At 61.6% G+C, this 21318-nt stretch carries 21 protein-coding genes, 2 tRNA genes and 3 pseudogenes; 4 read left to right on the top strand and 22 right to left on the bottom strand.

The features are described 5' to 3' along the window. Positions 1 to 191: pseudogene (locus E4Q23_RS13075) on the top strand (IS1634 family transposase); the annotation flags it as partial. Positions 192 to 509: 318 nt separating this feature from the next. Here the strand turns inward: E4Q23_RS13075 and E4Q23_RS13070 are convergent. The 4 genes from E4Q23_RS13070 to uvrC form a co-directional block, all read right to left on the bottom strand. After that, positions 510 to 583 (bottom strand) — tRNA-Cys (locus E4Q23_RS13070). A 63-nt stretch (positions 584 to 646) separates the two neighbouring features. Beyond that, positions 647 to 722: transfer RNA gene (locus E4Q23_RS13065), tRNA-Gly, on the bottom strand. Between the two features lie 26 nt (positions 723 to 748). Then, positions 749 to 1405, bottom strand: coding sequence for a CDP-diacylglycerol--glycerol-3-phosphate 3-phosphatidyltransferase (gene pgsA / locus E4Q23_RS13060; protein WP_248595428.1), 657 nt, complete (start codon positions 1403 to 1405; stop codon positions 749 to 751). Further along, on the bottom strand, positions 1405 to 3222 hold the full coding sequence (gene uvrC, locus E4Q23_RS13055; protein WP_169067036.1) for an excinuclease ABC subunit UvrC: 1818 nt from the start codon (positions 3220 to 3222) through the stop codon (positions 1405 to 1407). Before uvrC ends, pgsA begins: the two co-directional genes overlap by 1 nt. 184 nt (positions 3223 to 3406) lie before the next feature. Here uvrC and earP point away from each other — a divergent pair, with 184 nt between their 5' ends. Together earP and efp are read left to right on the top strand one after the other, a co-directional pair. Continuing rightward, positions 3407 to 4558, top strand: coding sequence for an elongation factor P maturation arginine rhamnosyltransferase EarP (gene earP, locus E4Q23_RS13050; protein ID WP_169067035.1), 1152 nt, complete (start codon positions 3407 to 3409; stop codon positions 4556 to 4558). A gap of 36 nt (positions 4559 to 4594) precedes the next feature. After that, positions 4595 to 5152 (top strand): elongation factor P, encoded by a 558-nt coding sequence (efp, locus tag E4Q23_RS13045; RefSeq protein WP_169067034.1) that lies wholly within the window; start codon positions 4595 to 4597, stop codon positions 5150 to 5152. A 64-nt stretch (positions 5153 to 5216) separates the two neighbouring features. Here efp and nagZ read toward each other — a convergent pair whose 3' ends face one another. The 13 genes and pseudogenes from nagZ to rpoE form a co-directional block, all read right to left on the bottom strand. Next, complete coding sequence (gene nagZ, locus E4Q23_RS13040) at positions 5217 to 6209, bottom strand: beta-N-acetylhexosaminidase (RefSeq protein WP_211203752.1); 993 nt, start codon at positions 6207 to 6209, stop codon at positions 5217 to 5219. A gap of 98 nt (positions 6210 to 6307) precedes the next feature. Then, positions 6308 to 6685: a holo-ACP synthase gene (acpS, locus tag E4Q23_RS13035; protein WP_169067033.1), complete on the bottom strand. Its 378-nt coding sequence runs from the start codon at positions 6683 to 6685 to the stop codon at positions 6308 to 6310. Beyond that, positions 6682 to 7449 (bottom strand): pyridoxine 5'-phosphate synthase, encoded by a 768-nt coding sequence (locus E4Q23_RS13030; protein WP_169067032.1) that lies wholly within the window; start codon positions 7447 to 7449, stop codon positions 6682 to 6684. The genes acpS and E4Q23_RS13030 overlap by 4 nt, the downstream gene beginning before the upstream one ends. Beyond that, positions 7446 to 8162, bottom strand: coding sequence for a DNA repair protein RecO (recO, locus tag E4Q23_RS13025; protein WP_291996477.1), 717 nt, complete (start codon positions 8160 to 8162; stop codon positions 7446 to 7448). The genes E4Q23_RS13030 and recO overlap by 4 nt, the downstream gene beginning before the upstream one ends. A 74-nt stretch (positions 8163 to 8236) precedes the next feature. Further along, positions 8237 to 9122: pseudogene (gene era / locus E4Q23_RS13020) on the bottom strand (GTPase Era). Then, positions 9119 to 9790 (bottom strand): ribonuclease III, encoded by a 672-nt coding sequence (gene rnc / locus E4Q23_RS13015; RefSeq protein WP_169067030.1) that lies wholly within the window; start codon positions 9788 to 9790, stop codon positions 9119 to 9121. The pseudogene era and the gene rnc overlap by 4 nt, the downstream one beginning before the upstream one ends. After that, a complete protein-coding gene (locus E4Q23_RS13010; protein ID WP_211203749.1) occupies positions 9787 to 10158 on the bottom strand; it encodes a DUF4845 domain-containing protein in 372 nt (123 codons plus the stop codon). Before E4Q23_RS13010 ends, rnc begins: the two co-directional genes overlap by 4 nt. Positions 10159 to 10167: 9 nt before the next feature. Next, positions 10168 to 10956, bottom strand: a complete 789-nt coding sequence (lepB, locus tag E4Q23_RS13005) for a signal peptidase I (protein WP_169067029.1) — start codon at positions 10954 to 10956, stop codon at positions 10168 to 10170. A gap of 14 nt (positions 10957 to 10970) precedes the next feature. Then, positions 10971 to 12762 (bottom strand): annotated as a pseudogene (gene lepA / locus E4Q23_RS13000) (translation elongation factor 4). A gap of 93 nt (positions 12763 to 12855) precedes the next feature. Next, the gene (locus E4Q23_RS12995) at positions 12856 to 13107 is read right to left on the bottom strand and encodes a glutaredoxin family protein (RefSeq protein ID WP_169067028.1); all 252 of its coding nucleotides are present in this window, start codon (positions 13105 to 13107) and stop codon (positions 12856 to 12858) included. Continuing rightward, on the bottom strand, positions 13104 to 14555 hold the full coding sequence (locus tag E4Q23_RS12990) for a DegQ family serine endoprotease (protein ID WP_169067027.1): 1452 nt from the start codon (positions 14553 to 14555) through the stop codon (positions 13104 to 13106). Before E4Q23_RS12990 ends, E4Q23_RS12995 begins: the two co-directional genes overlap by 4 nt. Positions 14556 to 14633: 78 nt before the next feature. Continuing rightward, positions 14634 to 15071 (bottom strand): SoxR reducing system RseC family protein, encoded by a 438-nt coding sequence (locus E4Q23_RS12985; protein WP_248595427.1) that lies wholly within the window; start codon positions 15069 to 15071, stop codon positions 14634 to 14636. Between the two features lie 2 nt (positions 15072 to 15073). Beyond that, a complete protein-coding gene (rpoE, locus tag E4Q23_RS12980; RefSeq protein ID WP_169067026.1) occupies positions 15074 to 15673 on the bottom strand; it encodes an RNA polymerase sigma factor RpoE in 600 nt (199 codons plus the stop codon). Between the two features lie 194 nt (positions 15674 to 15867). Between rpoE and nadB the strand changes: the two genes are divergently transcribed. After that, complete coding sequence (nadB, locus tag E4Q23_RS12975; RefSeq protein ID WP_169067025.1) at positions 15868 to 17439, top strand: L-aspartate oxidase; 1572 nt, start codon at positions 15868 to 15870, stop codon at positions 17437 to 17439. On the opposite strand, the gene E4Q23_RS12970 is transcribed toward nadB, so the two are convergent. From E4Q23_RS12970 to fabD, 5 genes are all read right to left on the bottom strand, one after another. Continuing rightward, positions 17423 to 17857, bottom strand: coding sequence for a protein YgfX (locus tag E4Q23_RS12970; protein ID WP_169067024.1), 435 nt, complete (start codon positions 17855 to 17857; stop codon positions 17423 to 17425). The two genes, nadB and E4Q23_RS12970, sit on opposite strands and share 17 nt — an antisense overlap. A gap of 31 nt (positions 17858 to 17888) precedes the next feature. After that, entirely contained in the window at positions 17889 to 19127 is a 1239-nt protein-coding gene (fabF, locus tag E4Q23_RS12965) for a beta-ketoacyl-ACP synthase II (protein WP_169067023.1), read from the bottom strand. Positions 19128 to 19243: 116 nt separating this feature from the next. Then, on the bottom strand, positions 19244 to 19480 hold the full coding sequence (gene acpP, locus E4Q23_RS12960; RefSeq protein WP_169067022.1) for an acyl carrier protein: 237 nt from the start codon (positions 19478 to 19480) through the stop codon (positions 19244 to 19246). 119 nt (positions 19481 to 19599) lie between these two features. Next, positions 19600 to 20340: a 3-oxoacyl-ACP reductase FabG gene (fabG, locus tag E4Q23_RS12955; RefSeq protein WP_169067021.1), complete on the bottom strand. Its 741-nt coding sequence runs from the start codon at positions 20338 to 20340 to the stop codon at positions 19600 to 19602. Between the two features lie 17 nt (positions 20341 to 20357). Next, positions 20358 to 21308 (bottom strand): ACP S-malonyltransferase, encoded by a 951-nt coding sequence (fabD, locus tag E4Q23_RS12950; protein ID WP_169067020.1) that lies wholly within the window; start codon positions 21306 to 21308, stop codon positions 20358 to 20360. Between the last annotated feature and the right edge of the window lie 10 nt (positions 21309 to 21318).

The raw sequence follows: 21318 nt of genomic DNA, 5'->3' as shown, positions 1-21318 counted from the left end.
TTCCCGACAGTTGGGCGACCCTGCGCGAAACCCTCTCGATCCAGCGCCGGGTGACGACGACTTTCCGGCAACGCGATGGCCGCACGCTGCACGTCCGCAAGGCCACTGCCGCCGAGCCCGAGCTGATGGCGATCTATCGCGCCTTGGGCGTCAACTCAGACCCCGGAGGAACCCGAAAACTGGTCGCCTGACACGAAATTACGCGCTTGTTGTGCCATTAGAGATTCAAGTGCCTTGCAAGCAGTTGATTATGCAAGAGGTTTTTTTGAGAATGTTAAACACGGGTTAAGGCTTGTCCGACGCCTGCCCTCGGCGTTCAGGCTCGCGTGACCGCGCCGTCAGTTCATGAGGGCAATTACACTGAGCTACACGCCCTGCACAATCGTTTTAGGGTCGCAGCGCTACCCAGGCGAGGTAGCATGAAGCAGCTACCAGCCCATTTGAATCAATCGCGGCACCAATTCCTCCCTGGTGCCGGGTTTTAACCGATTGATTTTGATAGCTTTCTATGGAGGCGCGACCCGGAGTCGAACCGGGCTGAACGGATTTGCAATCCGGTGCATAACCGCTTTGCTATCGCGCCGTGCCTGCCTGATGGCAGGAACTGCCGTTGAGGGCGAAAAAACAGGCCACTCGGCAGAAAATGTGGAGCGGGAGAAGAGTCTCGAACTCTCGACCTATACCTTGGCAAGGTATCGCTCTACCAACTGAGCTACTCCCGCATGAAGCGAAGGCGCATTATAAAGGCCTACCTGAACCTGTCAATGCCTGGCGCACAATCTGCTGCTCGTCGCCGGCGTGTTGGCGCCGCAGTCGGCCTCGCGGCTAGCGCTTTTTTGTCCTCTTCGATCAGGTGCGGCCAGGCCATGCGCATATAATAACCCATCGACCACAGGGTGAGCACGGCAGCGATGTAGATCAGCCAGGTGCCGGCCTGGAAGACGTCGAAGCCGTCGAGGGGCGCGTAATAGAGCAGAAATGGGATGGCCATCATCTGCGCGGTGGTCTTGATCTTGCCGATCATCGAAACCGCGATACTGCGATGGGCGCCGATCTGCGCCATCCATTCGCGCAAGGCGGAGATGGTAATTTCGCGACCGATGATGATCGCCGCCAGGATGGCGTCGAGGCGGCCCAGTTGCACCAGCACAATCAGCGCCGCGGCGACCATCAGTTTATCGGCGACCGGGTCGAGAAAGGCGCCGAAAGCCGAGGTCTGCTGCCAACGACGCGCCAGATAGCCGTCGAGCCAGTCGGTTACCGCGGCGACCAGGAACACCACTGTCGCGGCCAGATCGCGCCCGACAAACTGCACCCACGACTCGGGCACGTAGTAGATGGCGATAAGCAGCGGGATCAGGATGATCCGCAGCCAGGTCAATAGAATCGGTATGTTGAGTGGCATCAGTGCAACGCTGCGTAGATTTTCTCGGCGAGTTCCCGGCTGATCCCTGGAACGGCGGTAAGTTGGTCAATCCCGGCATCAGAAATGCCTTGCAAGCCGCCAAAACGGGAAATCAAGCCTTTGCGACGCTTCGGCCCGATGCCGCCAATGTCTTCGAGTCGCGAAGAGTGCGCCGCCTTGCCGCGCCTGGCGCGGTGGCCGGAGACGGCGAAACGATGTGCCTCGTCGCGGACTTCCTGGATCAGATGCAGTGCGGGATGTTCAGCGGGCAATTGTAACGGCTCGCGGCCATCTGCGAAAATTAGCGTTTCGAGTCCCGGCTTGCGCGCCTCTCCCTTGGCGACGCCCAGCAGCGGAAGATGGGTCAGGCCAAGCTCGGCAAGTGCCGAAACTGCCGAACTGACCTGACCGCTGCCGCCGTCGATCAGAATCAATGTCGGGACGGCGCCGTCACTGGTCAGAAGCTTGGCGTAGCGACGTGATACCGCCTGACGGATGGCCGCGTAGTCGTCGCCGGGCTGGATGTCCTGGATATTGAAGCGACGATAGTCCGACTTGCGCATACCGCCTCCCTGATAGACGACGCAGGCGGCGACCGTCGACTCGCCCTGCGTATGACTGATGTCGAAGCACTCGATACGCGCTTCCTTGCCCGCCTCGACTTCGAGACCCAGCGCCGCGCGGAGCGCTTCCAGGCGTTCGCCCTGCCGCGACAGCGCACTACGGCGTGCGGTAATGGCCAGGCGTGCGTTCTGCTCGGCCATTTCTATCCAGATGCGCTGCATCGTCAGCCGCGGCTGCATGACTCTGACCGGCCGGCCAGCCATTTCACCGAGCCAGTCGGCAAGCTCCTCATCAGCCGGCGGCAGGTTGACCAGAAGGCGCGACGGAACGGGGTGGGCGACGTAGTGCTGCGCGAGAAAAGCACTCAGCGCTTCGCGCGGCGACGAATCGGCTGCGTTGCTGGGAAATTGAGGCCGGTCGCCGAGATGGCGCCCGGCACGCACCATCGCCAGATTGACGCACAGCATGCCGCCCTCTGCAACGGCGACGACGACGTCCACATCGCCACCCTTGCCGCTGTCGACATACTGTTTGTCCTGCACCTGCCGCAAGGCCTGGATCTGATCGCGACAGATCGCCGCCTGTTCGAACGCCAGACTTTCTGCCGCCTGATCCATGGCTGCCGACAGGCGCCCGATGACGTCCTGCTGGCGGCCCTGCAGGAACATCGTCGCCATCTCGACGTCTGCGGCATAGCGCTCAGGCGCTATCAGGCCGACGCAGGGCCCCGAACAGCGCTTGATCTGATAGAGCAGGCAGGGCCGTGAGCGGTTGTTGAACACCGGGTTTTCGCAAGTGCGCAGGCGAAACATTTTCTGCAAGAGGTGGATGCTCTGACGCACCGCTTGCGACGAAGGAAAGGGACCGAAATAGTCGGCCCGCTTGTCGGTTGCGCCACGGTAAAAGCCCAGGCGCTGGTAGCGGTCGCGCGTCAGAACGATGTAGGGGTAGGACTTGTCGTCCCGAAAAAGAATGTTGTAGCGCGGCGCCAGGCTCTTGATGAGATTGTTTTCGAGGAGCAGCGCTTCCGCCTCCGATCGCGTCACGGTCGTCTCGACAGCGGCAATTTGCGCGACCATCAGCGCGATGCGCGGACTCGGGTGATGATCACGAAAATAAGACGCGACGCGCTTCTTGAGGTTTTTTGCCTTGCCGACATAGAGTACGACACCGGCCAGGTCGATCATCCGATAGACGCCGGGCAGTTCGGTCAAGGTGGCGAGCAGAGATTTTGCGTCGAAAGGGGCTTGCATTGGCATTCGCGGCAGCCGCCGGCTGGCTTAGGAGTAGGATGGCGAGGGGTGACGAGGGGTGACGAACGGGGGGCCTTTTCGATGTTATCACGCGCGCCGGCCCTGCCCCCACAGCCGCCACCCTTGCGCCTCATGGGGGGCCGCTCCGCCCCTAACACTCGTACCACTCGCAGCACTTGCCGCCATGCCAAACACATCCTCTCGACCCGACTGGGACATCTTCTGCCAGGTCATCGACAATTTTGGCGATATTGGCATCTGCTGGCGTCTGGCCAGGCAGTTGCGCAGCGAGCGGCAGTTGCACGTGCGCTTGTGGGTCGATGAACTGGAGGTTTTCCGGGCACTGCGCCCGGAAGTGGACCCAGGGCTGTCGATGCAGGAGCTGCAAGGCGTCGAAATCCGCCGCTGGGAGACGCCGTTCGTCACCCCGCTCCCCGCGCACGCGGTACTGGAAACTTTCGCCTGCCGAATTCCCGAAGCCTTCATCGCCGCCATGGCGCAGCAATCACCAAGGCCGGTATGGATCAACCTCGACTATCTGAGCGCGGAAGCCTGGGTGCCTGGCTTTCACACACTGCCCTCGCCCCACCCGCGCCTGCCGCTCAACAAGTCCTTCTTCTTTCCGGGCTTCTCCCGTGATACCGGCGGTCTGCTGCGCGAGCGCGACCTGCTGGCTCGCCGGCAGCAGTTCGCCGCCAGCGCCGAGCAGCAGGCCGCACTCTGGCGCCAGACGGGCGGCGCGCCGCCACCCGTCGGCAGTCTGCTGGTCTCGCTGTTCGCCTACGAGAATCCAGCCATCAAGGACCTCTTGCTGCTCTGGCAAGAGGCGCCGATGCCTGTCTGCTGCCTGGCGTCACTATCGCGCGCGCTGCCGGCCATCGAAAGCTACGCCGGCCAGCCACTCAAGGCCGGCGCGTTGCTGCGGCGTGGCGCGCTTGAAATCCGCATCCTGCCGTTCCTCGAACAAGACCTTTACGACCGCCTGCTGTGGCTCTGCGACCTCAATTTCGTCCGCGGTGAAGATTCTTTCCTGCGTGCGCAGTGGGCGGCACGGCCAATGGTCTGGCACATCTACCCGCAGCAGGCGGCGGCGCACATCGCCAAGCTCGACGCTTTCCTGGACCTCTACTGCACCGACCTGCCGACAGCGAGCGCCAGCGCAGTGCGCGAATTCTGGCATGCATGGAGCGCGGGGCACGTCGACGCCGCCCACTGGTGGCGCTTCGCGTCTTGTCTGCCGACCTTGCGCGAGCACGCAAAGCGCTGGCAGGAAGGACTCGCCAGTGAGGATGATTTGAGCACTCGTCTGCTGCGCTTTGCCCGTTCCAGTCTATAATTTCGGGTTTCCCCCAACAGTTTTCTGGAACGTCCAATGAAAACCGCACAAGAGCTTCGCACCGGCAACGTCTTCATGGTCGGCAATGACCCAATGGTGGTATTGAAGTCCGACTACGTCAAATCCGGCCGCAACGCGTCGGTAGTCAAGATGAAGATGAAAAATCTGCTCACCGACTCCCCCAGCGAGACCGTCTATCGCGCCGACGACAAGTTCGACGTCATCCAGCTCGAGCGCAAGGAAGTCAGCTACTCGTACTTTGCCGATCCGCTCTACGTTTTCATGGACGCCGAGTACAACCCGTACGAAATCGAAGCCGACTGCCTGAGCGACGCGCTCAACTATCTCGAAGACGGCATGCCGTGCGAGGCGGTGTTCTACAACAACAAGGCAATCTCGGTCGACCTGCCGAGCAGCGTCGTTCGCGAAGTGGTGTATACCGAGCCGGCGGTGAAAGGCGACACTTCGGGCAAGGTGATGAAACCGGCCCGCCTGGCGACCGGTTTCGAGCTGCCGGTCCCGGCCTTTGTCGAGATCGGCGACAAGATCGAAATTGACACTCGCAGCAACGAGTACCGCTCGCGCGTCCGCTAGCCGTAACCAGCATTCGGCAGCCGGCAACTCGCTTCGGCTGCGGCTACCTGTTTTCGCTTCAGCGTCAGGCCGACAGCTGTCGCGCTGCCTTGACGCCAGCCTGATACGTGGCTTCCTGCTGCAGGCTCGCCCAATCGCTTGCGCCAGTCAGCGGGCACAGGCGCGCCACCCGCGCTGCCCGCAGCGGGTCGGCAACAGGCCGCCAGCGCGCCAGCAGGTCGGCAACCGATTCCGGCGTATTGCACACCAGCAGCATGTCACAGCCGGCCTCCCAGGCTGCCGTGCAGCGCGCGACAATGTCGCCAGCGACACTCGCCCCGGCCATCGACAGATCGTCACTGAAGATCACGCCGTCGAAACCCAGCTCCTCGCGTAACAGCCGTATCCAGACCGGCGAGAAACCCGCCGGTCGCCAATCTACCTGCGGATAGATGACGTGCGCCGGCATGACCGCGTCGAGAGGCAAGTGCCGGTATGGTTCGAGGTCAGGCGCCAGTTCGTCAAGCCGACGCGTGTCGACCGGCAGGTCGACGTGCGAATCGGCCTCGACCCAGCCGTGACCTGGGAAGTGCTTGCCACAGGCGGCCATGCCGGCGCTGCGCAATCCTTCGATGAACGCCGCCGCAAGCTCGATAACGACGGCGGGGTCGCGATGCAGGGAACGATCACCGATGACGCTGCTGCGCCCCCAGTCGAGATCGAGCACCGGCGTAAAGGACAGATCGACACCGCGCACGCGCAACTCGGTGGCGAGAACGTAAGCCAGCTCGCGGGCGGCAGTCAGCGCAGCCTGCGGATCACGGTCCCAGCACTCGCCGAGACGGCGCATCGCCGGCAGCTGCGTGAAGCCGTCGCGGCAGCGCTGCACCCGGCCTCCTTCGTGGTCGATGGCGATCGGCAGGGCCGGTGAACGCAGCCCATGCACCTCGCTCGTCAAGCGCTCGAGCTGCTCCGGCGACTGGTAGTTGCGTGCAAAAAGAATCAGGCCCCCGACCAGCGGATGGCACAGGCGCTGACGTTCGACATCGGACAGGCTGAGCCCGGCCAGGTCGATCATCAGCGGGCCGAGCGGCAGCTTGAGCGGCGACGTGGAGGGCGAAGTCACGACGTTCACGACGTTCACGACGTTGATGGCGTTCATCGCGTTCATCGCGTTCATGCCTGCTCCATGATGACGAACGCCACAGCATAGTCGTCCTCATCGCTGATCGAGAGGTGAGCAACCAGCCCCCGCTGGGCAAGAAGCTTCGCCAGCGGTGCCGCGTACTCGAACAGCGGTCGGCCCAGCGAATCATGCGCCACACTGATATTCGGCAGGGTCGCCGGAGCGCTCAGACCGATCCCGAGCGCCTTGCCGAACGCTTCCTTGGCGGCGAAACGCTTGGCGAGAAAGCGCGCCGGCTGGTGCGCAGCGGCAAATTCCGTACATTCGCGCGCTGACAGCAGCTTCGCCAGCGCGCGCTGACCGTGGCGCTCATAGAGCCCGCCGAGGCGGGCAACGGCGACGATGTCGGTGCCAATACCGGCGATCATGTCGGCGTCGCTGGCGGCAGCGCCTGCGCCTCACGCAGCAAGCGTTTCATTTCCCGGACCGCCTCGCGCAAGCCGACGAAGATCGCTCGACTGATGATCGCGTGGCCAATGTGCAGCTCGCGGATGCCAAGCAACTGCGCGATCGGCTGGACGTTGAAGTAATTGAGCGCGTGCCCGGCGTTGAAGCGCATGCCGAGTTGGCGGGCGGCGGCGCCAGCGACGCGGATCTTGTCGATCTCGGCCACGACCGCGGGACTTTCGGGATCACGCCCCTGCGTGTAGAAAGCATGCGCGTAAGGGCCGGTGTGGATCTCGCAGACGCGCGCCCCGATGCGTGCGGCCGCTTCAACCTGCGCCGGATCGGCGTCGATGAAGACACTGCTGATGATGCCGGCGTCAGTCAGGCGAGCCACCGACTGACGCAGCGCCCTCTCCTGCGCCAGCACGTCGAGCCCGCCTTCGGTGGTCACTTCGTGCCGCCCTTCCGGCACCAGCATCGCCATCTGCGGCTTGACGCGACAAGCGATGGCAATCATTTCCTCGGTCGCTGCCAGTTCCAGGTTGAGCTTGATCTGCGCCAGTTCGCGGAGCTTCTCGACGTCGGCGTCCTGAATGTGTCGCCGATCTTCGCGCAGGTGGATGGTGATGCCGTCGGCACCGCCGAGATGCGCTTCGACCGCTGCCCAGACCGGATCGGGTTCGTAGGTGCAGCGCGCCTGTCGGATCGTCGCCACATGGTCGATATTGACGCCCAGTTCGATCATAGTTCCTGTAGCTCCCTGAAAATCCTGCGGCTTGCCAGGTGCCTGCCGCCAGTATAGTGGCCGATCAGCGTGCGCATCAGCTGCTTGGCTTCGGCCAGCGAGCGCGGATCGGAGAAATCCTCGCGCGCCAGGTCGAGCAGCGTTCTGCCGCTCACCGCCAGCGCCGAGGCGTCTGGCGCGGCGAGACGTACCGGACCGCGCTCGATCTCGTAGCCGTAGCGTGCGTTGCCCTCGACGCTGACGCCGTCAGTATCGGTTTCGAGCATCAGCCCGTAGCCCAGCTCCTGCAGCAGAGCGCGCTCGAAGCAGCGCAGGTCGGCTTCCTGCGCGCCATCGGCAAAGCGGCGCAGCGTTTCCGCATAGACCGAAAATAGCCGCGCATGCGCATCCTCACGCGGCAGCAGATGCATCAGCAACTCATTGAGGTAATAGCCACAAAACAGCGACTTGCCTGCCAGCAGGGGCTGTCCGCCGCGCCACTCGGCCTTCATCAGGGTCTGCACCTCCCCCCTGCCCGCCCAGCCGACCTCGAGCGGCTGGAAGGCGAGCAGTACGCCACGCAACACCGATCTGGGCCGCCGCGCACCACGCGCGAGCAGAGCAACCCGCCCGAAGTCGCGCGAAAAGACGTCGATGATGAGGCTGGTTTCGCTGTAAGGATAGGCATGCAGCACAAACGCCGGCTGTCCATCGACCTTGTGCCGCTGATTCACTGAGTCACTTCCCGACCGGTTCGCCGGCAATCAACAAGCGCATGCGCACTTCTAGCCTCTTCGTACGACTCGCACTATTCGTAACCCAGGCTCTTGAGCAACTGCGCATCATCGGCCCAACCCGAGTTGACCTTGACAAAGACTTCCAGAAAGACCGGTCCGCCAAACATTCGCTCCATGTCCTGCCTCGCCTCGGAGGCAATTCGCTTGACCACTTCGCCCCCCCGTGCCAATGACTATCGACTTGTGTCCGGCGCGCTCGACGACAATCGCCGCGCTGATCCGGCGCAGCGGACCGTCAACGACGAAGCGCTCGATTTCGACGGCCGCACCGTAAGGCAACTCGTCGCCAATCAAGCGAAAAAGCTTTTCACGAATGTACTCGGCGGCAAGGAATTTTTCGCTGCGGTCGGTGATCTCGTCTTCGCCGAAAAGCAACTCGTCGTTTGGCAAGTGCTTGCGCGTTTCGCCAAGCAGTGCATCGAGTTGCGCGCGACGCGTCGCGCTGACCGGCACGATGGCCGCAAACTCACCCTCACCGGCGAGTTGTGTGAGATACGGCAGCAAATCGACCTTGTTCTTGATCTGGTCGATCTTGTTAACCACGATAATCACCGGACAGCCTTCCGGCAGCAGCTTGCGCACCGCGCGATCGCGTTCGTCGAAGCGGCAGGCCTCGACGACAAACAGGATCACATCGACTTCCGCCAGCGCCTGCCTGACGCCGCGGTTCATCACCTGATTGAGGGCATTGAGGTGCTTGGTTTGAAAGCCTGGTGTATCGACAAAAACATACTGCGCATCGGCCTCGGTGAGAATGCCCGTGATGCGATGACGGGTGGTCTGGGCGCGCCGCGAGACGATGCTGACTTTTTCACCGATCAAAGCGTTGAGCAGTGTCGACTTGCCGACATTGGGGCGACCAACGATAGCGATGCGACCGGAACGGATTTCACTCATGAGTTGGCCACCTCTTCGAGAGCGTGTTCGGCGGCCACCTGTTCGGCCGCCCGGCGAGTGCTGCCGCTACCCTCGCTGCGGATGCGCAGCGCGTCGATGCTGCAGCTAACCGTGAAATGTTGTTCATGTGCCTCACCCGCGGTATTGATCAGCGCGTACAGCGGCAAGGCCAGGCGTCGGCCCTGCAGGTACTCCTGCAAGCGCGTCTTGGCGTCCTTGATCTCCTGTCCTGGAGCCAGTTGCACGAGCACACCCTGGTACAGGCGAAGGACGACTTCGCTGGCAGCGTCAAAGCCCGCGTCCAACCATACTGCGCCAAACAGCGCTTCGAGGGCATCGGCCAGGATTGACGGGCGTCGATGCCCGCCGCTTTTCTGCTCACCCTCACCAAGCAGCAGATAGTCGCCCAAGGAGAGCGCCAGCGCTCGCTGGTGCAGGCTGTCCTGGCGTACCAGGTTGGCTCGCAGTCGCGACAGATCACCTTCCGGAAGCGTCGGAAATTGCTCGAACAAGCGCCGCGCGATAACCGCATTGAGAACGGCGTCACCGATAAATTCGAAGCGCTCGTTATGGGGAGAGGAGTAGCTGCGGTGCGTCAGCGCCGTCTGCAGGAGTTCGCGATCGCGGAACGTGTAGCCGAACGCCTTTTCGAATCCGCGCTGGGTCATTGCCCGCTGTCGCGGGCCGACGACGATCCCGAGAAGTCGATCAGCAGACTGACATTGCCCAGCAGTGGAACACGCTTCTCATAGGCGAAGGCAACGACCACCTGATTCTCCTCTTTGAAGATTTCCAGATCAGCCGGTCCGAAGCCCTTGATATGCTCGACTTCGGCGTACTGCCCAAAGGCATGGCGAATCTCGGCAACCGTTTTTCCGGCGGACTCGCTGGCCACGGCTTTTACCGCGTGCTTGATCTTGGAATACTCGATGACATCGGGAAGGATCCGGATGACAAGAATAGCCACCATGGCAATGCCGACGCCCCACAGCAGCAGGGCGGAAAGTGCCAAACCACGCTGACGCTTGATAGTCATGTGAGTTCCTTAACCGAACGGGCCGATGCGCTTGAAATCACTGAAATTCAACCAGATGAAGAAAGCCTTGCCGACAATATTCTCTTCGGGAACGAAGCCCCAGAAGCGGCTGTCGCGACTGTTGTCGCGATTGTCGCCCATTACGAAATACTCGCCCGGCGGCACGGTGCAGATCACGCCAGCGCTATTGTAGGAGCAGTTCTCGCGATTCGGGAACTGCGCCGGATGGGAAATGTAGGCCGGCGCATCGCGATCATTGAGCATTCGATGCCCCTCCTCACCGAGTTTCTCGACGAATTGCTCGGAATAGTACAGCCGTTCCGGATGCAGATAGTCCTCAACCTCCTCCACCGCTATCGGGAGACCATTAATCGTCAGGCGCTTGTTCCGGTAAGCCACTTTGTCACCGGGAAGGCCGACCACGCGCTTGATGTAGTCGAGCGAGGGATCCTCGGGATAACGAAAGACCATCACATCACCGCGCTGCGGACTGTTGATGTCGATGATCTTCAGGTTGGCGACGGGCAGGCGGATTCCGTAGGTATATTTGTTGACGAGAATGAAGTCACCGACCAGCAGCGTCGGGATCATCGAGCCCGATGGGATCTTGAAAGGCTCGACGATGAACGAGCGCAGGACGAAGACGGCCAGAATGACCGGGAAAAAACTTGCGCCATACTCGACCCACCACGGCTCCTTGGCGCCGACGGCGCGACGCTTCCGGAAAACAAAAACGTCCGCCGCCCATACCGCAGCACTGACCAACAACAGGATCAGCAGGATCAATGCAAAATTCACTGGCTCACTCCCCTCTACTTGCCGACACGCAACACAGCAAGGAAAGCCTCCTGTGGAATCTCGACTGACCCGACCTGCTTCATGCGCTTCTTGCCTGCCTTCTGCTTCTCGAGCAGCTTCCTCTTGCGCGAGATGTCACCGCCATAACACTTGGCGGTGACATCCTTGCGCATTGCCTTGACGTTCTCGCGAGCAATGATGTTGGCGCCGATGGTCGCCTGGATGGCGACATCGTACATCTGGCGCGGGATCAGCTCGCGCATCTTGGCCGCCAGTTCGCGCCCGCGATAGATGGAACTGCTACGATGCAGAATGACGGACAGCGCATCGACTTTTTTCACCGTTGATCAGGATATCGAGCTTGACGACGTCCGCCGCCCGGTATTCCTTGAATTCGTAATCGAGAGAAGCGTAGCCACGCGAAACGGATTTCAGGCGGTCGAAGAAGTCCATCACCACTTCGGCCATCGGCATTTCGTAGACCAGTTGCACCTGACGACCGTGGTAGGTCATGTCGACCTGGTTGCCGCGTTTCTGGTTGCACAGCGTGATGACGTTGCCCAGGTAGTCCTGCGGAACGAAAACGGTAATGGTGATGATCGGTTCGCGGATTTCCTCGGTCTTTGACAGTTCCGGCAGCTTGGCCGGGTTTTCCACCTGAACGACGCTGCCATCGCGCAGCAGGACTTCATAGACCACCGTTGGCGCGGTAGTGATGAGGTCCTGGTCGAACTCGCGCTCGAGACGTTCCTGGACGATCTCCATGTGCAGCAGGCCGAGAAAGCCGCAACGAAAACCGAAGCCAAGCGCCTGCGAGACTTCGGGTTCATAGTGCAGCGAGGCGTCGTTGAGCGTCAGCTTTTCCAGCGCGTCGCGTAGCGAGTCGTACTGATTGGACTCGACCGGATAGAGACCGGCGAAGACCTGCGACTTGATTTCCTTGAAGCCCGGGAAGGCCTGCGCCGTCGGCCGGTCAAACAGGGTCACCGTATCGCCAACCTTGGCGGCCTGCAGTTCCTTGATCCCGGAGATGATGTAACCGACCTCGCCAGCACGCAGAGCGTCACGGGGCACCGCTTTCGGGGTGAACACGCCGACCTGATCGCAGAGGTGGGTCGACCCGGTGGCCATCAAGTGTATCTTTTCCTTCGGCCGCAGCGTGCCGTCGAAGACACGCACCAGCATCACCACGCCGACGTAGTTGTCGAACCAGGCGTCGATCAGCAGGGCCTTGAGCGGCGCATCCGGGTCACCCTTGGGTGCGGGAATGCGTTCGATGATCGCTTCCAGAACGTCCTCGACACCGAGACCGGTCTTCGCCGAGGCCAACACCGCCTCGCTGGCGTCGATGCCGATCACATCCTCGATTTCCTGGCGCGCCTTGTCAGGCGTCGCCGACGGCAGATCGACCTTGTTCAGCACCGGCATGACGTCGACACCCAACTCGATCGCCGTATAACAGTTGGCGACGGTCTGCGCTTCGACGCCTTGTGAGGCATCGACAACCAGCAAGGCCCCTTCACAGGCCGAAAGCGAGCGCGATACCTCATAGGAAAAATCAACGTGCCCGGGAGTATCGATGAGGTTCAGATTGTAGATCTCACCACTGCGCGCCCGATACTGCAGTGACGCGGTCTGTGCCTTGATGGTGATCCCGCGCTCGCGCTCGATGGCCATCGAGTCCAGCACCTGCGCCTCCATCTCGCGATCGGAAAGGCCGCCGCAAAGATGAATGATGCGATCGGCGAGTGTCGACTTGCCATGATCGATGTGGGCGATGATGGAGAAATTGCGAATGTGTTGCATGGACCTCGTGTCGGCGCCGTTTCGGCCGCGCCGCCCCTGAAAAAAAAAGGTGCCGGTGGGCACCCTTGGTCGAACTGCCTGAAGGCGCGGATTCTAGCCGATTTTGCTCAAATAATCACGGACTTTGCTGACCTCGAGGAAGTAGTGGCAAAGCTCGTGGCCATTGTGCAGGAGCACCGGCACCAATTCGTCGTAGCGCTGTTCCAGCGCCGCATCGGCGTCGACATCGAGCACCTCGATTTCGAAAGCCAACTCCTCGGCCAGGCCCGCCAGTGCCACTTCCATGTCCTGACAAAGATGACAGTAGCGCCGCGAAATCAGCGTCAGCCGGGTCGCCTGCTTCACTCGCCGCGCCTGTCGGGGAAACCCTTGATGGTGACAAAAGTCTGCAGTTCGCCGCGCCGCACCAGCAGCGTCACGTTGGCCGACTTGTCGAGCGCCAGCAACAGCTTGTTGAACTGCTCGGCGCTGCTCAACTCGGTACTCGTGCCACGCGAGATAATCGCCAGGAGCACGTCGCCGGGCCGCAGCTCGGCGCGCGCCGTATTGCCGCGCACATCCTCGATCAACAAACCCTGCTTGAGCTTGAGTTCGCGCTTCTGCTCCGCAGTCAGCTCCGCGACCACCAGACCGAGTCGATTGGCGGCACGCTCGGCCGGCCTGCCACCGCCGCTGAGGCGGCTGGCAAGTTTTTCTTCAGGGATTTCGCCGACCACCACGCTCACCTCGCGGCTTGCTCCCTTGCGCCACAACTGCATCGTCGCCTTGCTTCCCGGCCTGGTCGCGGCAACCAGGCGTGGCAGATCGCTGGAGCTGTTAACTGTTTTACCGTCGAATTTCAGGATCACATCACCGGCCTCGACACCCGCCTTGTCGGCCGGGCCGCCGCTCTCGACCGCGTTGACCACGGCTCCCGTCGCCTGGCTCAAGCCGAAGGACTCAGCCAATTCCTTGCTCAACTCCTGGATCACCACCCCAATGCGACCACGGCTGACCTTGCCAGCGGCGCGTAGCTGTGCCTGCACGTCCATCGCCACGTCGATCGGAATGGCAAAGGAAATACCCATGAAGCCTCCAGAACGGCTGTAGATCTGAGAGTTGATACCCACCACCTCGCCCTGGAGATTGAACAGCGGCCCTCCGGAGTTTCCAGGATTGACCGCCACGTCGGTCTGAATGAAGGGGACGTAGTTTTCCTGCGGCAGCGAGCGCCCCTTGGCGCTGACGATTCCGGCCGTCACGCTGTTGTCAAAGCCGAACGGCGAACCAATGGCCACCACCCACTCGCCGACCTTGAGTACGCTGGGGTCACCAAAGCGCACCGTTGGCAAAGACGTCGCCTCGATCTTGATCAGCGCCACATCGCTGCGCTTGTCAGCGCCAATCACTCTCGCTTTCAGCTCACGTTTGTCGGTCAGGCGAACGAGAATCTCGTCGGCAGCGTCGACCACGTGCGCATTGGTCAGGATGTAGCCGTCGGCGCTGACGATGAACCCTGAACCAAGAGAACGGCTCTGGAACTCGCGCGGCTCATCCGGGATGCCCGGCATCCCGGGCACTCCTGGTTGGCGGGGAATGAAGCGCCGAAAAAACTCGAACATCGGATCGTCTTCATCGAAGGGAAACGGATGCGCGCCGCGCCCATTGGCGCGCGCGCTCTGGGTGGTACTGATATTCACCACCGCCGGCCCCTGCTTCTCCACCAACTCGGTGAAGTCAGGCAAGCCGCGACTCTGGGCTTGCGCGAGTAGCGAAAAAAGGGGCAACAACAAAGCTGCAAGCAACTGTTTCATGGCACCAAATACCTCCTGAGTGTCACTACCGATCAGAGCGGCAGATTGCAACGAATTTGGGGATGGCCGAGAAGAGTGTCAAGACGTGATCGACGGCTGGCAACGCGGATCGGCGGCATCGCGCCGTTGCGCACGCCGCAAACCCAGCCAGCCGACCAGCAAACCGACAATGGCGCCGCAGATAGCCCCTGCTTCGCCTGCAGCAGCCGAACCGGCCAGCGCCCCGAGTAACAGCGCCAGCCACGGAAAGGCATAGGCGGCAAGCGCACTGCGGCGAACCGAGCCCTCGCCAACGCGTACGCGTACGCGCTCACCCACCGAGCGCCGCTCAGGGTTGGGCACTCGGAACGTACGCGGCGTGCTGCACAACAGCTTGGCAAGGTTGTTGCCGCCGCAGCCACCAACTTCCCGGCAGCGCCCGCAACCGCTCTCCTCCATACGGATCAAGGCGTACTCACCGTCAAGCGAGGCCACGCTTCCCCACGCACCCGTCATTGTCGGTTGCTGATCGCCCATGCCTACCACCGGCGATCGGCAGCCGTATCGAGCAGCGGCCTCAATTTCTCGGCTACCGCCTCACGAGCACGGAAAATGCGTGAGCGCACGGTCCCGATCGGACAACTCATGGCCTCGGCAATTTCCTCGTAGCTCAAGCCATCAATCTCGCGCAGGACAATTGCGCTACGCAACTCGTCCGGCAGCCCGTCCATCGCGGCATTGATGGTTTCGCCGATCTGCTTGGACTGCAAGAGGCTTTCCGGCGTGTTGATGTCGCGCAACTGGTCGGCATCCTCGAAACCCTCGGCCTCCTGGGCATCGAATTCCGTCGATGTCGGTGCGCGCCGCCCCTGGGCAACCAGATAGTTCTTCGCCGTATTGATGCCAATTCGATACAGCCAGGTATAAAACGCACTGTCGCCCCGAAACGATGGCAGCGCCCGATAAGCCTTGATGAAAGCCTCCTGCGCGACATCGTCGACTTCAGCCGCGTCGCGTATGAAACGCGACAACAAGCGCGCGAGCTTGCGCTGGTATTTTGCGACCAAGAGCTCGAAAGCGTGCTTGTCCCCGGCCTGTGCGCGTTCAACCAGTAGCTGGTCAATCTCGCGTTCACTCATGCTCTCTGCTTATCCTGTTGAAGACGATATCGTTATTTGCGCAAAAGTATAGCGCAAGCCTTCAACGCTCATCGTAACAGAGCGTGCGCAGCGACGCTGGCCCTGCTCGGCCTGGAAATGGCCGCGCGATGAAGAGCTATTGCGGCGCCATGCACATGCTATAGTTGCAGCCCCTTACTGGCAGGATCTCCAGCGTGCCGCTTTGCTCCGACGTTCTCATCATTGGCAGCGGCCTGGCTGGGCAAGCGGCCGCACTACGGCTGGCAGCATCGCGCAAGGTCACGCTGATCAGCAAGCGCACACTGGAAGACAGCGCCTCGAGTTGGGCACAGGGCGGCATCGCGGCAGTTCTCGACAATCGCGACTCGATCGAAGCGCACATCCGCGACACGATTAACGCTGGCGCGCTGCTCAACGACCCGCGGGCGACGCGCTTCGTGATCGAGAACGGTCGCCGGGCAGTCGACTGGCTGATTGAACAGGGGGTCCCCTTCACCCGCGATCAGGACGGCTACCATCTGGCTCAGGAAGGCGGCCACAGTGCCCGGCGCGTCATCCACGTCGCGGACGCGACCGGTCTGGCCGTTCAGACGACACTGACGCACAAGGTTCGCCAGCATCCCAATATCACCATCCTCGAACAGCACATCGCCGTCGACCTGATTACCGGCGAAAAACTGGGGCTGGCCGAGCGCCGTTGCTACGGTGCCTATGTACTGGATAACACCACCGGAGAGGTGCTGACCCTCGGCGCTCGACACACTCTGATCGCCACCGGCGGCGCCGGCAAAGTCTATCTCTATACGACCAATCCAGACACTTCCACCGGCGACGGTATCGCCATGGCCTGGCGTGCCGGCTGCCGGGTGGCGAACATGGAGTTCATCCAGTTTCATCCGACCTGCCTCTACCATCCGCAGGCCAAGTCCTTCCTGATTTCGGAAGCGGTTCGTGGCGAAGGAGGACGCCTCTTACTGCCTGACGGCAGGCGCTTCATGCCCCGGCACGATGCACGCGCCGAACTCGCGCCCCGCGACGTCGTCGCCCGGGCCATCGACTTCGAAATGAAGAAACGCGGCCTGGACTGTGTCTACCTCGACATCTCGCACAAGCCAGCGGCCTTTCTCGCTGAGCACTTCCCGAACATCATGGCCCGCTGTAGCGAGTTGGGAATCGACATCAGCCGCCAGCCAATCCCGGTTGTGCCCGCAGCGCATTACACTTGCGGCGGCGTCATTACTGACCTGCGCGCACGCACCAACCTTGCTGGCCTCTACGTCGCCGGCGAAGCTTCCTGCACCGGCCTGCACGGCGCCAATCGTCTGGCCAGCAACTCGCTGCTCGAATGCCTGGTGTTCGCCGAAGCGGCCGCCAATGACATTCTCCAACAAAACGAAAGCGAACTGCCGGAGCTACCGCCCTGGGACGACAGCCGCGTCAGCGATCCCGATGAAGAAATCGTCATCGCCCACAACTGGTATGAGTTGCGACGCTTCATGTGGGACTACGTCGGCATCGTACGCACCACCAAGCGCCTGCAGCGCGCGCAGAACCGAATTCGCCTGCTGCTCCGCGAAATTGACGATTTCTACTCGCTTTTCCGAGTCAGCCACGACTTGATCGAGCTACGCAACCTGGTGGTGACTGCCGACCTGATCATCCGCTGCGCACTGCGCCGCCATGAAAGCCGCGGCTTGCACTCCAGCCGCAATTATCCAGAAACGCTGGAACGTGCCCGCAACACGGTGCTCAAACGCCGCCTTTGAGCTGACTGGAATCTACCCGCCAACGTAGCCACAGGCGAAGCAAACGGAACTGCTCTGTGGACATGCTGTCGGGAAAAAGCGCAAGGGCATCCAGCCGCCCTGACTCGCCAGCACGGACGCGCAAGACCAGAAACTGGCTGAAAACGACGCTGTCTGGCTGGACCCGCGCGAAAACCTGGTCGCCATTGGCGAAGTGGCAGCTCAGTTCGCCGCTTGCCGCCAGGCGCAGGGCGACGACTCTCGACGGCCGCCAAATCTGCTGCCACAGCGACAAGGCAACGATCGCCAGCAGCAGCAAGCGGATGCTCAGAGGCCAGGGCAAAACGAAGAGGCTGGCCGCAGCCAGCCCATGCAGCAAGGCCGTCAGGACAAAGAGCAGACGCGAGCGGCGCAGAGCAATGTCGATCGGAAACTGCATGCCATGCGCGCGCCCGTCAGGACGCCAGGAACTAGATCCGCTTCAAGACCACGGTGGCGTTGGTACCGCCGAAGCCGAAGGAGTTTGAAATGGCGACATCGATCTTGAGCTGACGCGCCTCATTGGCGCAATAATCGAGATCGCAGCCTTCTCCGGGATTGACGAGGTTGATGGTCGGCGGCGATATCTGATGGTAGATCGCCAGCGCCGAGAACAGCGCCTCGACGCCCCCCGCAGCACCGAGGAGATGGCCGGTCATCGACTTGGTGGAACTGACCACCAGCTTGCTTGCGTGAGCGCCGAAAGCGCGCTTGACGGCAACGGTTTCCGCCTTGTCGCCCAGGGGCGTCGAAGTACCATGTGCATTGACGTACTGCACGTCCTCCGGATTCAGCTGTGCGTTACGCAAGGCATTGCCCATGCAACGCGCCGCCCCCTCACCGTCGTCGCACGGTGCGGTGATGTGGTTGGCGTCGGCACTCATACCGAAACCCGCCAACTCGCAATAGATGCGCGCGCCGCGTGCCTTGGCATGTTCGTATTCTTCCAGAACTACGACGCCGGCGCCCTCACTGAGTACGAAGCCGTCGCGATCTCTGTCCCACGGACGACTCGCGGTCTGCGGGTCGTCGTTGCGCGTGGATAGGGCACGTGGAGCGCAAAAACCTCCCAGGCCCAGGTTCGACAGGCAGCCTTCAGCGCCACCGGCAATCATCACGTCGGCATCGCCGTATTCAATCAGGCGGCCCGCATCGCCGATGCTGTGCGTCCCCGTCGAACAAGCGCTGACCAGTGAGATGTTGGGGCCCTTGTAGCCATACATGATCGACAGGTTGCCTGAGATCATGTTGATGATCGAACCGGGAACGAAGAACGGCGACACTTTGCGCACCCCACCTGCAGAAAAATCGTCGCAGGTGTTCTCGATCATCGGCAGACCGCCGATGCCGGAACCGATCGATACGCCGACTCGCTCGGCCTGCGCCGGGTGCGCTTCGAGCCCGGCATCGCGGATCGCCTGAATGCCTGCCGCCATGCCGTAATGGATGAAGACATCCATGCGGCGCGCTTCTTTTACCGAGAGGTACTGGCCAATGTTGAAGTCCCGCACTTCACCAGCGATCTGCACTGGAAAGCTGGAAACATCAAAACGAGTGATCCGTTCAATGCCGGAACGTCCGGCAATGATGTTCTGCCAGGCCGTTTCAACGGAATTGCCAACCGGAGAAACGATACCAAGGCCAGTGATAACGACTCTGCGACGTGCCAACTTGTGCTCCGGGAGTAGAAGATGCTGAAGCGGAAAAGCTTGCCATCACTCCCCACCGAGGACGGCCCCTTGCAGAGCCTGACCGCAGGGGTCGTGGATAGCGTCTACGGGAAAACTTACTTCTTGTGCGAACTGACGTAGTCGATGGCCTGCTGCACGGTGGTAATTTTCTCGGCTTCGTCATCCGGAATCTCGCACTCGAACTCTTCCTCGAGAGCCATTACCAGTTCAACTGTATCGAGCGAATCAGCGCCGAGATCGTCGACGAACGACGATTCATTCTTGATGTCCGCTTCGTTGACCCCGAGTTGTTCGGCGACGATCTTCTTGACACGTTGCTCAATATTTTCCATCAAAGTGCTCCTTCTCAGAGTTCATAGGTAAAACAGAAATGCGCCATTCTAGCAAAATGGCCCAAACTTACCAAACATCAGTCCATGCGACCCGGACGCTTTTTCGTCCAGAACCGATTTCAGCCAGTGAACATGCCGCCGTTGACGTGAATCGTCGTGCCAGTAACGTAAGCAGCCCCGGCCGACGCCAGGAAAGCAACCGCCGCCGCCACTTCCTGAGGAGATCCGAGCCGCGCAAGCGGGACGCCAAGCAGCAGCGCTGCTTTCTGTTTGTCGTCGAGTGCACGCGTCATATCAGTGTCGATTAGACCGGGCGCCACGCAATTCACGGTGATGTTGCGACTGCCCAGTTCCCGAGCCAGTGCCCGACTCATGCCGGCAACGCCGGCCTTGGCAGCGCAGTAATTGGCCTGACCCGGATTGCCGGCGTGACCGACAACCGAGGTGACGTTGATGATGCGACCGTAGCGTGCCTTCATCATGCCGCGCATCACCGCCCGGCAAAGGCGGAAAACCGCTTTCAGGTTGGTATCGAGCACGTTTTCCCACTCCTCGTCCTTGAGACGCATCGACAGGTTGTCGCGCGTGATTCCGGCGTTATTGACCAGCACCGACAGCGCACCGTGCGTCTTCTCGATGTGGCTGATCAACGCATTGATTTGCTCAGCATCGCGAACTTCCAGAACAACGCCCTCACCCGCGCTGCCCGCAGCCAGCAGAGCCGCAGAAATTGTTGCCGCGCCTTCGCCTGTCGTTGCCGTACCGATCACCGTGGCGCCAAGGCGACCCAGTTCGAGCGCGATCGCCGCACCGATGCCGCGCGAGGCACCGGTGACCAAGGCCACTTGTCCGTTGAGCATTCCCGTCCCCATCGCCTCTAGCGTGCCGATCCGAGAGTTTCGAGCGCGGCTTCCAGCGCCGCCAGATCAGCCAGCGCAAGGCCTGTCAAGCTAGCTGCGCAACGTTTGGTCAAGCCTGCCAGCACCTTGCCCGGCCCACATTCGGCCACCGTCGTCACATTCATTCCCGCGATCTTCTGGATCGTCTCCACCCAGCGCACCGGCGAGTATGCCTGTCGAATCAAGGCGTCCTTGATCCGGTTACTGTCCGACTCGATCGCCACATCGGCGTTGTTGATCACCGGAATCTGCGCCGCCGCGAAATCAAGCTCGGCGAGGCGTGCAGCCAGCTTGTCGGCTGCCGGTCGGATCAGCGACGAGTGAAAAGGCGCCGAGACCGGCAACAACAACGCGCGCTTCGCACCACGCGCCTTGCAGCCGGCACAGGCCAGTTCCACCGCCGCCTTGCTGCCGGCGATCACCGTCTGCCCCGGGCCGTTGAAATTGACCGCTTCGACGACCTCGCTATCGCCAGCCGCAGCGGCTGCCTCGATGCAGGCCTCGGCAATCTTCTCGTCATCGAGACCAAGAATGGCCGCCATCGCGCCCGCGCCCGCCGGCACGGCTTCCTGCATCGCGGTGGCACGCAGCCGAACCAGCGGTACTGCGTCCCGGAAGCGGATGACTCCGGCAGCAACCAGTGCCGAGTACTCGCCAAGACTGTGCCCGGCAACGACGGCCGGCAACTTGCCACCGCGGTCCAGCCACAGACGATAGACCGCAACGCCGGCGGTGAGCATCAGCGGTTGCGTGTTGACGGTCTGCGCCAAGGCTTCGGCCGGACCATCGATCAACAATTGCCAGAGATCCTGCGACAGCGCCGCCGAGGCCTCGTCGAAGGTCGCCCGCAGCACAGGCGAATCGCCATAGGCGGCCATCATCCCGACCGATTGCGAACCTTGACCCGGAAAAACGAATGCGAAAGCCATCTTGTATTGC

The organism is Candidatus Accumulibacter phosphatis (assembly GCF_012939955.1).
In the GTDB taxonomy this organism is placed as follows: Bacteria; Pseudomonadota; Gammaproteobacteria; order Burkholderiales; family Rhodocyclaceae; genus Accumulibacter; species Accumulibacter delftensis.
The sequence above is the reverse complement of the archived record's forward strand: the minus strand, read 5'-3'. Positions and strand labels throughout refer to the sequence as shown.

Coding starts and splice junctions, on each gene's coding strand:
- acpS (WP_169067033.1), bottom strand. CDS start 6,685: ATGATCGCCGGTATTGGCACCGACATCGTCGCCGTTGCCCGCCTCGGC.
- E4Q23_RS13010 (WP_211203749.1), bottom strand. CDS start 10,158: ATGACTATCAAGCGTCAGCGTGGTTTGGCACTTTCCGCCCTGCTGCTG.
- E4Q23_RS12970 (WP_169067024.1), bottom strand. CDS start 17,857: ATGCAGTTTCCGATCGACATTGCTCTGCGCCGCTCGCGTCTGCTCTTT.
- pgsA (WP_248595428.1), bottom strand. CDS start 1,405: ATGCCACTCAACATACCGATTCTATTGACCTGGCTGCGGATCATCCTG.
- uvrC (WP_169067036.1), bottom strand. CDS start 3,222: ATGCAAGCCCCTTTCGACGCAAAATCTCTGCTCGCCACCTTGACCGAA.
- nagZ (WP_211203752.1), bottom strand. CDS start 6,209: ATGATCGACCTGGCCGGGCTCAGCCTGTCCGATGTCGAACGTCAGCGC.
- acpP (WP_169067022.1), bottom strand. CDS start 19,480: ATGGAAAATATTGAGCAACGTGTCAAGAAGATCGTCGCCGAACAACTC.
- earP (WP_169067035.1), top strand. CDS start 3,407: ATGCCAAACACATCCTCTCGACCCGACTGGGACATCTTCTGCCAGGTC.
- rpoE (WP_169067026.1), bottom strand. CDS start 15,673: ATGAGTGAACGCGAGATTGACCAGCTACTGGTTGAACGCGCACAGGCC.
- fabD (WP_169067020.1), bottom strand. CDS start 21,308: ATGGCTTTCGCATTCGTTTTTCCGGGTCAAGGTTCGCAATCGGTCGGG.
- E4Q23_RS12990 (WP_169067027.1), bottom strand. CDS start 14,555: ATGAAACAGTTGCTTGCAGCTTTGTTGTTGCCCCTTTTTTCGCTACTC.
- fabG (WP_169067021.1), bottom strand. CDS start 20,340: ATGCTCAACGGACAAGTGGCCTTGGTCACCGGTGCCTCGCGCGGCATC.
- E4Q23_RS13030 (WP_169067032.1), bottom strand. CDS start 7,449: ATGATCGAACTGGGCGTCAATATCGACCATGTGGCGACGATCCGACAG.
- rnc (WP_169067030.1), bottom strand. CDS start 9,790: ATGACCCAGCGCGGATTCGAAAAGGCGTTCGGCTACACGTTCCGCGAT.
- E4Q23_RS12985 (WP_248595427.1), bottom strand. CDS start 15,071: ATGGGCGATCAGCAACCGACAATGACGGGTGCGTGGGGAAGCGTGGCC.
- efp (WP_169067034.1), top strand. CDS start 4,595: ATGAAAACCGCACAAGAGCTTCGCACCGGCAACGTCTTCATGGTCGGC.